The sequence below is a fragment of the Flavobacterium sp. 140616W15 genome (assembly GCF_003668995.1).
Classification (GTDB): Bacteria; Bacteroidota; Bacteroidia; order Flavobacteriales; family Flavobacteriaceae; genus Flavobacterium.
Genome location: NZ_CP033068.1, coordinates 2437300 through 2452583 on the forward strand (window position 1 = coordinate 2437300; position 15284 = coordinate 2452583).

Annotated in this window: 13 protein-coding genes and 1 pseudogene; 4 read left to right on the top strand and 10 right to left on the bottom strand. The window is 32.4% G+C overall.

The features are described from left to right. Positions 1-32: 32 nt before the first annotated feature. Together EAG11_RS10330 and aroC are read right to left on the bottom strand one after the other, a co-directional pair. Positions 33-1328, bottom strand: a complete 1296-nt coding sequence (locus EAG11_RS10330; protein ID WP_129539104.1) for a dicarboxylate/amino acid:cation symporter — start codon at positions 1326-1328, stop codon at positions 33-35. 54 nt (positions 1329-1382) lie between these two features. Beyond that, the gene (gene aroC / locus EAG11_RS10335) at positions 1383-2441 is read right to left on the bottom strand and encodes a chorismate synthase (RefSeq protein ID WP_129539105.1); all 1059 of its coding nucleotides are present in this window, start codon (positions 2439-2441) and stop codon (positions 1383-1385) included. Positions 2442-2630: 189 nt separating this feature from the next. On the opposite strand from aroC, the gene EAG11_RS10340 reads away from it, so the two are divergent. Both EAG11_RS10340 and EAG11_RS10345 read left to right on the top strand, forming a co-directional pair. Next, positions 2631-3455: a UDP-2,3-diacylglucosamine diphosphatase gene (locus tag EAG11_RS10340; RefSeq protein WP_129539106.1), complete on the top strand. Its 825-nt coding sequence runs from the start codon at positions 2631-2633 to the stop codon at positions 3453-3455. Positions 3456-3582: 127 nt separating this feature from the next. After that, positions 3583-4068 carry a hypothetical protein gene (locus tag EAG11_RS10345; RefSeq protein WP_129539107.1) on the top strand — a complete coding sequence of 162 codons (486 nt, stop codon included), beginning with the start codon at positions 3583-3585 and terminating at the stop codon, positions 4066-4068. A gap of 52 nt (positions 4069-4120) precedes the next feature. On the opposite strand, the gene EAG11_RS10350 is transcribed toward EAG11_RS10345, so the two are convergent. From EAG11_RS10350 to EAG11_RS10385, 7 genes are all read right to left on the bottom strand, one after another. Further along, on the bottom strand, positions 4121-4546 hold the full coding sequence (locus EAG11_RS10350; protein ID WP_129539108.1) for a protease complex subunit PrcB family protein: 426 nt from the start codon (positions 4544-4546) through the stop codon (positions 4121-4123). Positions 4547-4568: 22 nt separating this feature from the next. Continuing rightward, complete coding sequence (gene bshA, locus EAG11_RS10355) at positions 4569-5711, bottom strand: N-acetyl-alpha-D-glucosaminyl L-malate synthase BshA (RefSeq protein WP_129539109.1); 1143 nt, start codon at positions 5709-5711, stop codon at positions 4569-4571. Between the two features lie 389 nt (positions 5712-6100). Beyond that, positions 6101-6583 (bottom strand): ABC transporter ATPase, encoded by a 483-nt coding sequence (locus EAG11_RS10360; protein ID WP_129539110.1) that lies wholly within the window; start codon positions 6581-6583, stop codon positions 6101-6103. A 345-nt stretch (positions 6584-6928) separates the two neighbouring features. Further along, positions 6929-7720 carry a (Fe-S)-binding protein gene (locus EAG11_RS10370; protein ID WP_129539111.1) on the bottom strand — a complete coding sequence of 264 codons (792 nt, stop codon included), beginning with the start codon at positions 7718-7720 and terminating at the stop codon, positions 6929-6931. A gap of 128 nt (positions 7721-7848) precedes the next feature. Further along, positions 7849-9186: a (Fe-S)-binding protein gene (locus EAG11_RS10375; RefSeq protein ID WP_129539112.1), complete on the bottom strand. Its 1338-nt coding sequence runs from the start codon at positions 9184-9186 to the stop codon at positions 7849-7851. 9 nt (positions 9187-9195) lie between these two features. Continuing rightward, positions 9196-10155, bottom strand: coding sequence for an MlaD family protein (locus EAG11_RS10380; RefSeq protein ID WP_129539113.1), 960 nt, complete (start codon positions 10153-10155; stop codon positions 9196-9198). A gap of 50 nt (positions 10156-10205) precedes the next feature. Next, complete coding sequence (locus EAG11_RS10385; RefSeq protein WP_129539114.1) at positions 10206-11360, bottom strand: N-acetylmuramoyl-L-alanine amidase; 1155 nt, start codon at positions 11358-11360, stop codon at positions 10206-10208. A 50-nt stretch (positions 11361-11410) separates the two neighbouring features. Between EAG11_RS10385 and EAG11_RS10390 the strand changes: the two genes are divergently transcribed. Continuing rightward, positions 11411-14146, top strand: a complete 2736-nt coding sequence (locus EAG11_RS10390) for a putative LPS assembly protein LptD (protein ID WP_371414638.1) — start codon at positions 11411-11413, stop codon at positions 14144-14146. Between the two features lie 48 nt (positions 14147-14194). Continuing rightward, positions 14195-14575, top strand: coding sequence for a RidA family protein (locus tag EAG11_RS10395; RefSeq protein ID WP_129539116.1), 381 nt, complete (start codon positions 14195-14197; stop codon positions 14573-14575). Between the two features lie 331 nt (positions 14576-14906). Here EAG11_RS10395 and EAG11_RS10400 read toward each other — a convergent pair. Beyond that, positions 14907-15280: pseudogene (locus tag EAG11_RS10400) on the bottom strand (methylglyoxal synthase). Positions 15281-15284 lie beyond the last annotated feature (4 nt).

Here is a 15284-nt window from a genome sequence, read left to right on the forward strand (position 1 = left end):
GATAAAAATGTCCTTCCTTAAATCTCTTTCAGTTAACTATCAATCTCCTCAGGAGCATCAAAATTAATTTCTTTATCACCTTCCCATTTTCCTACTACCGATGTCGCAAGAGCATTTCCTAATACATTTGTTGCACTACGAAACATATCACAAAAGTGATCAATTGGCAGGATTATAGCAATTCCTTCAATAGGAATATCGAACATTCCACATGTAGCCGCAACAACAACCAAACTAGCCCTTGGCACTCCTGCAATACCTTTACTTGTCAACATTAAAACCAAAAGCATTACCATTTGAGTTCCTATGTCTAAATGTATACCATAGAACTGAGCAATAAAAATACTTGCAAAAGTCATATACATCATACTACCATCAAGATTAAAAGAATAACCCAACGGCAACATAAACGAAACAATTTTATCTTTTACTCCAAATTCCTCTAACTCTTCAGTTAATTTAGGAAAAACAGCTTCACTACTTGTAGTCCCAAAAGCAATTGCAACAGGTCCAGTAATACGTCTTAATAATTCAGTCATTCTCCCTTTTAGAAAAATATAACCTACTAAAATTAAAACAACCCACAAAGAACTAATCCCGATTAAAAATGATCCGAAAAATTTAAAATATGTAATCGCTAATTCTCCAGCATCTCTTACTGCAAATACCCCAGCAATGGCTCCAAAAACTCCAATTGGAGCAAAGTTCATTACGTAGTTTACCATTTTAAGAACAATATGTGAGACTTTGTCTAAAGCATTTATAACAGGTTTCACACTGCTTCCTAATGAAGCTGCTGCTAATCCAAAAAATATAGAAAAAACAACAATCTGCAATATTTCATTAGTTGCCATTGCCTCAAAAATACTCTTAGGAACGATATGCTCAACAAAATTTTCAAATGATAAAGTTGTTGTTTTAGCTGTTACTTCAGTCGCCGCAGTCATATCAACATGATCTAATTTTAACCCAACTCCTGGCTGAAGGATATTGATATAAAACAACCCTATTAACAATGATACAAAAGAAGCTGTAAAAAACCATGCTAAAGCTTTTCCTCCAATTCTACCTACTGTTTTTATATCCCCTAATTTAGCAATTCCAACAACTAAAGTTGTAAACACCAAGGGAGAAATTATCATTTGTACCAAACGAATGAATATAGTAGCTAGCATCTTTATCTTATTACTAAACTCTACTGCTGCTTCATGTGAAATTGTATTATGCAATATAATACCTAATGTAGCACCAAGAAACATTGCGATAAGAATTTGCCCAGTTAGGCCTCTGAAAAAAGATGTTTTTTTGGTTTCTGTTTTATTATTCATCAAGTGTTTTTTTATTAATTAAATATAAGACGCTCTCCTGTCTTACGTATTTCTCTAATATGTTTTGTTTATCAAATGAAAATCTGCAAGAACTATTGCTGCCATAGCCTCAACAATTGGTACAGCTCTAGGAACAACACATGGATCGTGGCGCCCCTTACCGGTCATTGGTGTGATATTTCCTTTATTATCCAATGAGTCTTGAGTTTGCATAATTGTTGCAACAGGTTTAAAAGCTACTCTAAAGTAAATATCCATTCCGTTACTAATTCCTCCCTGAATACCTCCAGATAGATTGGTTTTGGTAGTTCCATCAGTATTATATAAATCATTATGTTGACTTCCTTTCATTTCTGACCCCGAAAAACCACTTCCATATTCAAAACCTTTTACAGCATTAATAGAAAGCATAGCTTTCCCCAATTCTGCATGTAGTTTATCAAAAACAGGTTCACCTAAACCCACAGGTACATTTTGAATCACACATGACACAACACCACCTACGGTATCTCCTTGTTTTCTTATATCTCTAATATATTCTTCCATCGTTGCCGCTTTTACTTCATCAGGGCAACGAACGGGATTACTTTCTATTTTAGAAAAATCCAATTCCTGATATGGCGTATCTAAATGAATTGGTCCTACTGACGAAACATAAGCATTAATCTTAATATTTGGTAACATTTGTTTCGCAATAGCTCCTGCAACTACTCTACTGGCTGTTTCACGAGCAGAGCTACGACCTCCACCACGGTAATCACGAAAGCCATATTTCTTATCATAAACGTAATCTGCATGACTAGGTCTGTAATTATCTTTTATATGCGAATAATCATCTGATTTCTGATTTGTATTCGGAATAATAAAACCAATTGGAGTACCAGTAGTTTTTCCTTCAAAAACCCCTGATAAAAATTGCACATCATCTGGTTCTTTTCGTTGAGTTACTATTGCCGATTGTCCTGGTTTTCTTCTAGACATTTCAAACTGAATTGCCTCAAGATCTAATGTTATTCCAGAAGGACAACCATCAATAATTCCGCCTAAAGCTTCCCCATGTGATTCTCCAAATGTTGTAATTTTAAATAGTGTTCCGTAGCTATTTCCCGCCATTGTAATTAGTTTTGAGCAAATGTAAGTTTTATGAATTAAATTAAAAAATTTAAAATTGGTATTATTATCTAAAGATTAACTTGCATAATCATCACGATTTCTTAAAGTTGAAGGAAAATTGATAACTTTTTATTAAAAACAAATCAATAGTAGATTCTTTAAATTTGTTAAACATCAAATTGAAAAAAATTGAAAAAAAGAAATGTTGAAGTTGTAGTAATATCAGATGTACACTTAGGAACCTATGGAAGCCATGCCAGAGAACTAAGCAATTATTTATCAAGCATTAAACCAAAAATACTAGTACTAAATGGAGACATAATTGATGCATGGCAATTCCGCAAATCCTACTTCCCAAAGTCTCATTTAAAAGTAATTCAAAAAATTATTGGTTTCGCTTCTAAGGGAACAAAAGTATATTATGTAACTGGAAATCACGACGAAATATTAAGAAAATTCAGCGAAATGACTATGGGTAGTTTTGCTCTAGTTGATAAATTAATTCTTGAATTGGATGATAAAAAAGCTTGGATTTTTCACGGAGATGTATTCGATGCTTCTGTACAGCACTCAAAATGGATTGCAAAACTTGGTGGAATAGGTTATGATTACCTCATTTTAACCAATCGTTTTGTAAACTGGTGCTTATCTAAAATAGATAAGGAACCTTATTCTTTTTCAAAAAAAATCAAAGCCAGTGTAAAAAAAGCTGTCAAACATATTTCTGATTTTGAAACTACTGCAACAGACTTGGCAATAGAAAAAAAATATGATTATGTAATCTGCGGACACATACATGAACCAAAAATCATAAAAAAAGAGAACAAAAATGGATCAACACTTTATCTAAATTCTGGTGACTGGATTGAAAACTTAACCGCATTAGAATACCACAAAAAAAGATGGAAGCTATTTCATTACTCCCAAATGAATTTCCAAGAAGAAGAGAATCTTTTTGAAATGGAAGACAACATAAGTAACCAACTAATTACATCACGTTTTATCCCTAAATAAATTTATCATTATTCATTAATGAAAATGTTTTGAAAACTAAAAATGTGAATTATGAAACAATTAACAAATTTTCTGTAAATTTAACTTATAATTCATATAATAACTTTGTCAAAATAAATACTTACTTATGAAAAAAATAATTTTGTCAGCTATTATGCTGCTAGGATTGGCATTTACTGCCCAGGCACAAGATATTTCTAAAAATGCACTTGGTTTGCGTTTAGGAGATAATCACGGATTTGGAGGAGAAATTTCTTACCAAAGAGCATTATCTAAAAATAATAGAATTGAAGCAGATTTGGGTTGGAGAAACAGTAGAGACGTTGATGCGTTTAAATTAGTAGGTCTTTACCAATGGGTTTGGAACATAGATCAAGGTTTTAATTGGTACGCAGGTGTCGGTGGTGGTATCGGTAGCTGGAGTCACGATTACAACCAATATAAAGACAATGGAACTTTTGTATTTGCTGCCGGAAATATAGGTATTGAATACGGATTTAAAGAAGTACCTATCTTACTTTCATTAGATGCAAGACCAGAAATTGGTTCTGGATATTATGACGATGATAATTTTGGATTTGATATCGGATTAGGAATCAAATTTCAATTTTAATAAAATGTATTTATAAAAAGATCCTGTAGCTTAAGCTACAGGATCTTTTTTTTTATTTAATAATAATGTCTTTTTTAGAATTTATTTTAACAACCGCATAAGGATAAGTAATCACCTGCATTACCATGCTATCAGGAGCAGGAGCAGTTTCTTTAACAGTAATAACGATATTAGTATCTGTTTCTTCCACTTTTTCAACACCAATAAAATAGCCTCCAGTATTTTTCTCTCCCATATTCAAGATAACATAATTTGATTTATTAATATCATCTTGGTTTATTTTGCCTTTTAAAGACTCATCACTTTTCAACATCATGATTTCATTGGGTTCGCTTAAGATTTCAAAAAAACGAATATTTCCACCGCCATCACTCTGTTGTGTTAATACTTCATACAAACCCGTGCTTTTGTCTACAGATTTAGTAGCCCCACAAGAAATCACAAAAACCGAAACAAACAATCCTAGTATCTTTTTCATTTTTAATTATTTAAATTAATAATTACTTAATTTCCTTATAATTGTTAATCGCTTTTTGATATAAAGCTTCGTACTTAGGTAAGATATTTTTAATATCAAATTTCTTAGCAACTTCTAAAGCATTTGCTTTAAACTCATTTAAAGTTGCATCATCTTTAAGAATTTTTAAGGCATTTACAGACATTTCTTCGACATTACCAACATCGCTTAAATACCCAGAATATCCATCAAAATTCACTTCTGGCAATCCACCCGAATTACTTGAAATTACAGGAACTCCGCAAGACATAGCTTCAAGTGCTACTAAACCAAAACTCTCTGTTTCAGAAGGCAATAAAAATAAGTCCGTAAAACATAAAATTTTATCTACCTCATTACTGTTTCCAAAAAAGATTACTTTATCGTAAATTCCTAATTCCTGACATAAAATTTCGGCTTTTTCCTTTTCAGGACCATCACCAACCATCATCAGTTTAGCAGGTATTTCTTTCTGAATATTATAAAAAATCTTAATAATATCCGGAATACGTTTTACTTTTCTAAAATTACTAATATGAGTAATAATACGCTCATTTTCCTTAGCCATAACATAACGATGACAAGGAGCATCTGGGTCTTTCTTTACTTTATCCAGTTCAATAAAATTAGGAATCACCTTAATTTTATTCTTAATATTAAATAATTTCAAAGTATCATCTTTTAAACTCTGTGAAACCGAAGTCACATAATCTGATTTATTGATACTAAAAGTCACTGCAGGTTTATAAAAAGGATGATTCCCTACAAGAGTAATATCAGTCCCGTGAAGCGTTGTAATCATCGGGATATGAATTCCTTCGTTTTTAAGCATTTGCTTCGCCATATAACCAGCATATGCGTGCGGTATAGCATAATGTACGTGGAGCAATTCAATCTTATACAACTTCACCATATCAACTAATTTGCTGGACAAAGCCAATTCATATGGTTGATAATGAAACAAAGGATATTCTGGAACATTTACTTCGTGATAATGTACATTAGGATTCAAGAGTGCTAACCTAACAGGCTGGCTATAAGTTATAAAATGAATTTCGTGACCACGTCTTGCTAATTCAAGGCCGAGCTCAGTTGCCACGACTCCGCTCCCTCCAAAAGTAGGATAACAAACTATTGCTATTTTCATGTATTAATTTTAGTACTACGAAAGTACTCAAAAATAGCGTTTGATAGAAGTGAAATTTAAGTTAAAAAGTAATTCCATCGATCCAAACAAGCATCTAAAGGCATTTCAAAACCACTAAACTATTTTTTATTCTTTTTTAGAAGCAGAATCATTTTTATTCAACAGAACCACCGAACCCGCTGTACACTAAATCCGTACAGAAAAAACGCGGGATATCGTTTCCATCGGGGCTAGGTGATAAATTATGTTTTTTCATAAGAAACTCATAATAAATTTTAAAGATAACGAATCACATAAAACTCCTTAATACAACATATTAATTTCATTCTGAGACACAAAAAAAGGCATGAAATATAATCTCATGCCTTCAATATTATTTGGGTATCTTCTTAGAAAAAACGACTGTGCCAGCTATCAGCTGCAGGAACTTCCCATGACTCGTTGTATTCTTCTATATTATTTACAAGATTATTAAAAACAATCGTATTCTCAGATACTGATTTATCTTTAACCATTTTCTTAAAATCAATCAAAGGTTTATGCGCAATGTGCTCACCAAGTTTAAATGTAACGTTCATTTTATCAAGTAAATCAACATTATACTTCTTCTCTAAACTCTGAATAAATTCAACTGAGCTATCAATAGAACAACCAGTCGCAGCTTGCACATCTTGATTTACAGCCAATATAATAAATCGATTGTATTTCATTTCATATGAAGCTTCTAAACTTGTTCCGTGTGCTGCCCAACCTTCAACAAAGGATTTTAAGTCAGTCTCTATTTCAGAAAATTCCTCATCAGAAAATTTTCTGTTTGATTGATAAATCCAAATTCTGGATTCACCAGGTAAATTTTCAAAAGGGATATACATTTTAATTATTTTATTTTATGTTATTGTTTTTTTTGTTTCAGGTTTCAGGTTTCAGGTTTCAGGTTTCAGGTTTCAGGTTTCAGGTTTCAGGTTTCAGGTTTCAGGTTTCAGGTTTCAGGTTTCAGGTTTCAGGTTTCAGGTTTCAGGTTTCAGGTTTCAGGTTTCAGGTTTCAGGTTAAAAAAACTTTTCAAGTTTTTTTAAAACCTCATAACAAAACTTTTATCACTCTAAACCTCTGTCCCTTTGAACCTCTGTTCCTTTGAACCTCTGTTCCTTTGAACCTCTGTTCCTTTGAACCTTTGCTACTTTGAACCTTTGCTACTTTCAACCTTTGCTCCTAAAAACTAAAGATCCTGTGCATTTGCAATCAATTCTGCAATGTCTAAAACTTTTACAGAATCTTCTTTTTCCTGGTGCTTAATACCATCAGTTAACATTGTATTACAAAACGGACAACCTGCTGCAATAATATCTGGTTTAGTTTCAAGCGCATCTTCTGTACGCTCTACATTAATCTCTTTTGTACCTGGTTCAGCATCTTTAAACATTTGAGCTCCACCAGCTCCACAACACAATCCGTTTGCTTTAGAGCGTTTCATTTCGACCAACTCAATATCAAGCTTCTCAATTAATGCTCTTGGCGCTTCATATATCTTATTAGCTCTACCTAAATAACACGGATCATGAAAAGTAATACGCTTTCCTTTAAACTGGCCACCTTCAATTGTCAATCGCCCATCATCTAGCAAAGACTTAAGAAATTCAGTATGATGCACTACTTCATATTGACCACCCAATTCAGGATATTCATTTTTTAATGTATTAAAACAATGGGGACAAGCTGTAACTATTTTTTTTGCTTCATAAGCATTCAGAACTTCAATATTCATCATAGCTTGCATTTGAAACAAAAATTCATTTCCAGCACGTTTTGCAGGATCACCAGTACAACTTTCCTCTGTACCAAGAACCGCAAAAGAAACATTTGCACGATTTAATATTCGAACAAATGCTTTTGTGATTTTCTTAGCTCTATCATCAAAACTTCCTGCACAACCTACCCAAAATAAAACTTCTGGTTGTTTTCCTTGGGCTAGCATTTCTGCCATTGTTGGCACAACTAAACTTTCTGACATCTTCTTTTTTTGTTAAATCGGTTAATCGCTAATCTGATTATATAGCTGTAAAAATTAATTTAATTGCTAATTCACTAAAACCGAAATTTATTTTATTTAAACGATTAAAAACAATCAATTAAATTATCCTAATTTTCATTCTTCCAATTCAATCTATCTTGCTGATTGTATTGCCAAGGCGCCCCATTATTTTCAATATTTGTCATCATTGCATTTAAAGGCATTGGCGCAGCACTTTGCTCCATAACCAAATAACGACGCATATCCATAATAATTGATAATGGACTAATATTTACTGGACATTCTTCAACACATGCATTACAAGATGTACATGCCCACAATTCTTCAGGAGTTATATAATCATTTAATAATGACTTGTTATCTGGAACAAAAACTCCTTTATTAGCATCTATATTATTACCTACTTCTTGCAAACGATCTCTTGTATCCATCATAATTTTACGAGGAGACAATTTTTTTCCTGTTTGGTTTGCAGGACAAGCTGAAGTACAACGACCACATTCTGTACACGTATATGCATTTAATAACTGTACCCAATTCAAGTCCTGAACATCGCTCGCACCAAACTTACTAGGAGTGGCATTTTCATCTACTGGAGCAGCTGCAAATGGATCAGCATTAGGATCCATCATCAATTTAACCTCTTTTGTAACCGACTCTAAATTATCGAACTGACCTTCTGGATTCAAATTAGCAAAATACGTATTTGGGAAAGCCAATAAAATATGTAAATGTTTTGAGAAATATAAGTAATTCATAAAAATAAGAATACCTATAATATGCAACCACCAAAATGCTTCACATAACAGCATCACCAACTCATTAGACATCCCGTTAAAAATTGGCGCTATAAACTGACTTACAGGAAAACTACCTGCTTTATGAAAGTGCGAAAATCCTCCTGGAACATTTTGCAAATGCAAATCAGAAGCATTCATCAACAAGAATAATGTCATTAATATTACCTCAAAATACAAGATATAATTTGCATCATTTTTTGGGAACCCATTTAAATCTGGATTAATAAAACGCTTCAATCGAATAACGTTTCTTCGTATCCAGAAAACTATTACTGCTACCAAAACCAATAAAGCTAATATTTCAAAAGAACCTATTAGTACATCATATACTGGACCTAAATAGGGTGCAAAAACTCTATGCGTACCAAATAAACCATCGATGATAATTTCGAGTAATTCGATATTTATGATAATAAAACCAACATAAACAACAATATGCAATACTCCTGCAATTGGTCTTTTTACCATTTTAGACTGACCTAGAGCAATCATAGCCATGTTTCTCCAACGTGCTTTTGGATTGTCTTTACGATTTACATCTACTCCTAAGTTTATGTTTCGAATAATTTTTTTCACACTTGACGCAAAAAAACCAAAACCAATAATAAGAAGAATGGCAAATAAAATATTATCTAAATAACTCATATTTTAAGTTTATTTTTTAGAAATCGAATCGTTAACTGGTGCAACGTATGGCTTGTTTTTCTTTCCAAAAAGCGAAACATTTACATAACGTGTTGGCGATAAACGTACATCTTGTAACAATAATTCTAATTCTTTAGAAGTTGCTTGCAGGTTATTATAAAGCGCTTCGTCTTTTAATAATTTACCCATTGTACCTTTACCTGAGTTTAATCCATTCATTAAACCATCAACTTTAGCTAATGCTTGGTTTAAACTTCTAACCGTTTTACCTAGATCTGCTTTATTTAATGAATCAGACATTTTAGCAAAATTTCCAGACATTTTATTAAAGTTAGTAACAACTCCATTAATTTGTCCTTTATTAGTATCTAAAATTGAATTGATGCTTCCAGAAGCTTTATGAAATTGCTCCATTGTTTTACTTAATTCAGCTAAACTCTTTTTTAGGTCTTCCTGTCCTTTTTGATCAAGAACATTATTTAAACCTGAAACAAGTTTATCAATATTAACTAGCATCTTCTCTACTTTGTCCTGAACTGGCGCTAATTTATCAGCCAAACCTGCTGTTAAACCAAGTTTAGTTGTTCCTTTAAATAATTGCCCCTCTACAGCAGGCTCTTTATCATTAAAGTTTGGATAAATTGCAATTTGCTTTCCTCCTATTAATCCAGGCTCATATATAGAAGCCGTACTTGATTTAGAAATAGGAAAATCAGTTTTTAATTGTAATTCAACCAACAATTTCCCAGTAGCTTCATTAATTTTAATACCATTAATTTTACCAATTGCTAATCCGTTTAAGGTAACTGGTGCAGATGTAGCTAATCCTTCTACATTATCGTATTCAACATAAAATGTCTTGTAATCAGTAAAGAGGTCCTTGCCTTTTAAAAAGCTGTACCCCCAAATAAATAATAAAATTGATGCAATGACTAAAATAGCCGTTTTAATTTCTCTTGTTAGTTTCAAAATGTAAGTGTTTGTACAAATTTAATATAAAAATATTGAACTTGTAATTATTATTTAAGCGAGTCTTGGATACTAATTTTTTCTCCATATTTAAATGCAATCAAAAAAGCTGAGTCATAGCCCTTCTCTTTTGCTTCTTGCAAATATTTTTTTGCTTGATTATAATCGGCTGTTTGTTGATAGGTATATTTATAAACATTATTCTCATATACTACAGAAACTCCAGTTAAGCCTTTAAAGTTTGCTGGTGCTAATGGTGTCTTTTTTATACTAGCCAAAAGTTGTACCTTATATATAGAACCATCTGAATTAGATTTTATCGTATTTTTTTGAGGAGGAGCTGTATTGGTCGTTTTTACAGGTGTTGAATCTTTTACTGGTTTTTCAACATTTTTTGAAACGGGTCTTTCCTCAACAGGATCAGCAGAACCACTACCAAAATATTCTTTCTTATAACTTATGATAGCCCCTGCAATTGCTTTTGCATATTCATCTTGTCCGTCTTCTGAGTTTAAGATATCTCCCTCAGCTGGATTTGAAATAAAACCTGTTTCTACTAAAACTCTTGGCATATACGCCTTGTGGAGCACCATAAAAGGAGCTTGTTTTACACCACCACCACGCAATTTTTTCCCCATTAAACCAAATGCATCTTCGATTTTACTAGCTAATGCAATACTATAGTCTAAATATTCTTCTTGCATCAAGGTCATTCCAATCATAGATTCTGGTGAACCCGGATCAAATCCTTCGTATTTTTGCTTGTAATCTTTCTCTAATGTAATAACCGAGTTCTCGTTTTTTGCCACCTCAAGATTAGAAGCCGCTTTATTCATACCCATTACATAAGTTTCGGTTCCAAATGCAGCGGTATTTTTATTTGCATTACAGTGTATAGACACAAAAATACTTGAATTGGCTCTATTAGCAATGTTAGCTCTTTCGATCAAACCTATAAATACATCTGTTTTACGAGTATATATTACATTAATATTAGGATAAGACTCTAATATTTTCCCAACCTTTAAAACTATTGACAAAGCAATATTTTTCTCAATACGCCCACTATAAACCGCCCCAAAATCATGATCTCCGTGTCCTGCATCTAAAGTTACTTTAAAAACATTAGATTGACTGTAGGCACAAAATGAAATTATAGTTAGAAAAAAACTAAATATTACCCTATTTTTGTTAAATATATCCATATAATCTAAAAGTTAATTTTAATAAAATACAACTACTATAATTTTTTTAATTGATTATTTTTGACAAAAAATTATATGTAAGTTTGACATGTCAAAAAACAAGCCATATTTTTACAAAAATAGTATTTAAACCTTTGCATACAAACTTATTTAATATCGTTTTATTATCATTTTTCCTAACATTAGGATGTGGTAATATATATTCACAAGACACGAACAAAAAAAAGAAAGCTATAAACGCTAGTATACAGCCAGATAGCATAAAAACTACAACTATAGACTCCGTAAAGGTCGATAGCATAAAACCAAAAAAAGCTTTTTTGGATGGCAAAGTAAGATACAAAGCCAAAGATTATGCTAAGATTGACCAAAAAAGAAAGCTTATTACCTTATATAATGAAGCGGAGTTATATTACCAGGATGTTGAACTAAAATCAGGCATCATTGTTTTAGATTACGAAAAAAACGAAGTTTATGCAGGTCGTCTCAAAGATTCGGCAGGTGTTTATACTCAGTATCCCAATTTTAAACAAGGAGCAAGCGCCGTTGAACCAGATTCAATTCGATTTAATTTTAAAACAAAAAAAGCTTTAATCTGGAACTCAAGATCAGAACAAGGCGAATTTAGAATCAAAGCCAGTATCACTAAAAAAGAAAATGACTCTGTTTATTTCTTAAAAGGTGCCCGTTTTACAACATCAAAAGATGTTGACAACCCTGAATACTACTTTCAAACAAATAAAGTTAAATTTATTCCTGGAAAAAAAGTAATCACTGGATTAACCAATATGGTAATTGCCGATGTACCTACCCCTATTGCATTACCATTTGCTTATTTTCCTATGTCGTCTGAAAAAAGCATCTCTGGTATAATTCTACCAAGTTATAATGACTCCAACACCCGAGGATTCTCATTGCAAAACGGTGGTTATTATTTTGCTTTAAGCGATAATTATGATTTAACGGTTTTAGGTGATTATTATACAAACGGAAGTTATGCCATGCGTTTCGAATCGGCCTATGCAAAAAGATATAAATATAGAGGTAATATAAATGTTCGTTTTGAAAACTTAATATCTAGCGAAAGAGGATACCCAGACTACTCTAGACAAAACATTTACAACATTCAGTGGTCACATTCTAAGGATACAAAGTCGAGTCCGAATTCGAGTTTTTCTGCTTCGGTAAATATGGGTAGTAGTAAATATTTTAAACAATCTATTAACCAAGCTAATATTGGATCTAACTTAAACAACACTTTAAGCTCATCTGTTTCTTATAGCAAAACTTTTAATACGCTACCACAAATACGTACATCGTTAACTGCGACACACTCTCAAAACACACAAACCGAAGTCATTAATATGACTTTACCAACATTAGAAGCGAGTGTTGACAGAATATACCCGTTCGCAGGGAAAAACGGAGTTAAAAAAGGATTCATTAAAAACATTAACTTCCAATACAACCTAAGTGGTAAAAACAGTATCGTAACAACCGATTCTCTATTTTTCAAACCTCAAATGTTTGATGATGCAAAAATCGGAGCTAAACACAGTATTCCGATAAGTACTAACTTTAAATTATTCAAATATTTTAGTGCAAGTACAACAGCAAATTACCAAGAAGTATGGCAAACGAAAACTATCCAAAAGTTATATGACGCAGATCAAAACAAAGTAATTGACAAAACTGTAAATGGTTTTGACGCATATAGAACCTACTCGTTTAGTTCAAGCCTTGGTACAACTATATACGGTACTTTTAATTTTGGTGAAGACAAGAAAATAAAATCGATTCGCCACGTAATGCGTCCATCCATTTCTTATGGATATACTCCTAGTTTCGATAAATATTACGATACCTACTCTGCTGATGCAACAGGAGCTACGATGAAAGAATACAGCCGTTTTGAAGGAGGTATTTTTGGAGCACCAGGTAACAACAACTCCAATATTATAGGATTTGATTTAAGTAATACTTTTGAGGCAAAAGTTACTGATAAAGACAGTACAAAAACAGAACCTAAAAAAATAATGTTGCTTAACAATTTAAACTTCTCTACAAGTTATAATTTCAATGCTGACGGAATTACATCATTTGCATGGCAACCATTAAGAGTTAGTGGAGGAACACAGCTCCTTGAAAACAAAATGAATATTAATTTTGGAGCTACATTAAATCCATATGCAATTGATAATGCAGGAAAACAAATGAATGTTTTCAACATCGATAATGGAGGAAGCTTATTCAGAATGACTAGTGCAAATATGACATTAAACTATTCTATTTCGAATAAAGAAAAAAGTAAAAAAGACGATTCAAATAGCCAAAACACAAGAAACGGTGGTCGTGAAGATGATTTATTTGGAAGAAGCACTGATTTAAATGATCAACGTAAAAGCCAATTTGACGGCTCAGAAGAAGAGGATAATGAAATAACTCAATTTTTCAACGCAAAACTTCCATGGGATATGACACTTGCTTACTCTCTAACATACGGAAATGCCATGAGAGAAAACAAAATCATTGGAAACTCTATAATGATTTCTGCTAATATGGATATTACCCCAAAATGGAAAGGTGGTATCTCTACAGGATATGATTTTGTACAAAAGGGAGTTACTTTTACCCAACTTCGTTTTGAAAGAGATTTATTAAGCTGGAGAATGGATTTTAACTGGACTCCAATAGGTCCATATTCAAACTGGAATTTCTTTATCGGAATAAAATCTGGAGTTCTTAGCGACATCAAATGGAACAAAAGAAGCACTATTAACAGATAAGCTGATTCTGCTACAAATAAAACACATTTAATATAAATTGATACAATCATGAAAAAAATCATATTTACCGAAAATGCTCCAGCTCCAATTGGCCCATACAACCAAGCTGTCTTAAAGAACGACACTCTTTATGCATCTGGTCAAATTGCTATTAATCCTCAAACAGGAGAATTAATTACAGATAATATTCTTGATGAGACCAAACAAGTAATGGAAAATATAGCTGCTATTCTTAAAGCTGCAGACATGACTTTTGAGCACATTGTAAAAGCAACTATTTTTATAATGGACATGAATAATTTTGCCGCTATCAACAGTGTATACGGTTCTTATTTTGACGAAAAAACTGCTCCTGCACGCGAAACAGTTCAAGTTGCTTGCTTACCTAAAAACGTAAATGTAGAAATTTCTATAATTGCAATACGATAAAATTCAGGATTAATGTGCCGAAGCCTCAATGATAACTACGGCACATTATCACATCTCTACAAAAGCACATCTCTTACCTACTACTTTCCCTATCTTTTCTCTAAAGAAACACTTTAAGCCCTTTATAAAGCTGAATCCCTATATTCATTCTATTTTTTAACCGATTCTTTTTTTTACCTAAAACAGAACGATATCTTATATATTTTTATCATGAATAACAAATCAGATTCATGATTCCTTTATATATAAAAACAGATTGAAGTGTAATTAGAAATAAAAAAAACCGCCTCAAATAATTGAAACGGTTCGTTATAAAATTTAATATGGATTTTTACAATTCTAACGCAATAGCATTTAGTAATAATTGTGCTGAAGCTTCGTTAGTCGCCAATGGCACATTATGTACATCACAAACACGGATTAACATATTAATATCGACTTCATGAGCATGACTTGCTAACGGATCCTTAAAAAGAAAACCATATGTGTTTTCCCTTCTGCTACTCTTGCAGCTATTTGGGCATCTCCTCCCATAGGACCTGAAAGCATTTTTCGAACTTTAAAACCAGCATTTATAGCTTTACTTCCTGTAGTTCCGGTTGCGATAAGTTTAATATTTTCCTTAAGTAGGAGTGTTTTATTTTTATTTAAAAACTGAACCATGTCTGCTTTTTTACCATCGTGGGCTATAATAGCAATCTCCATACTT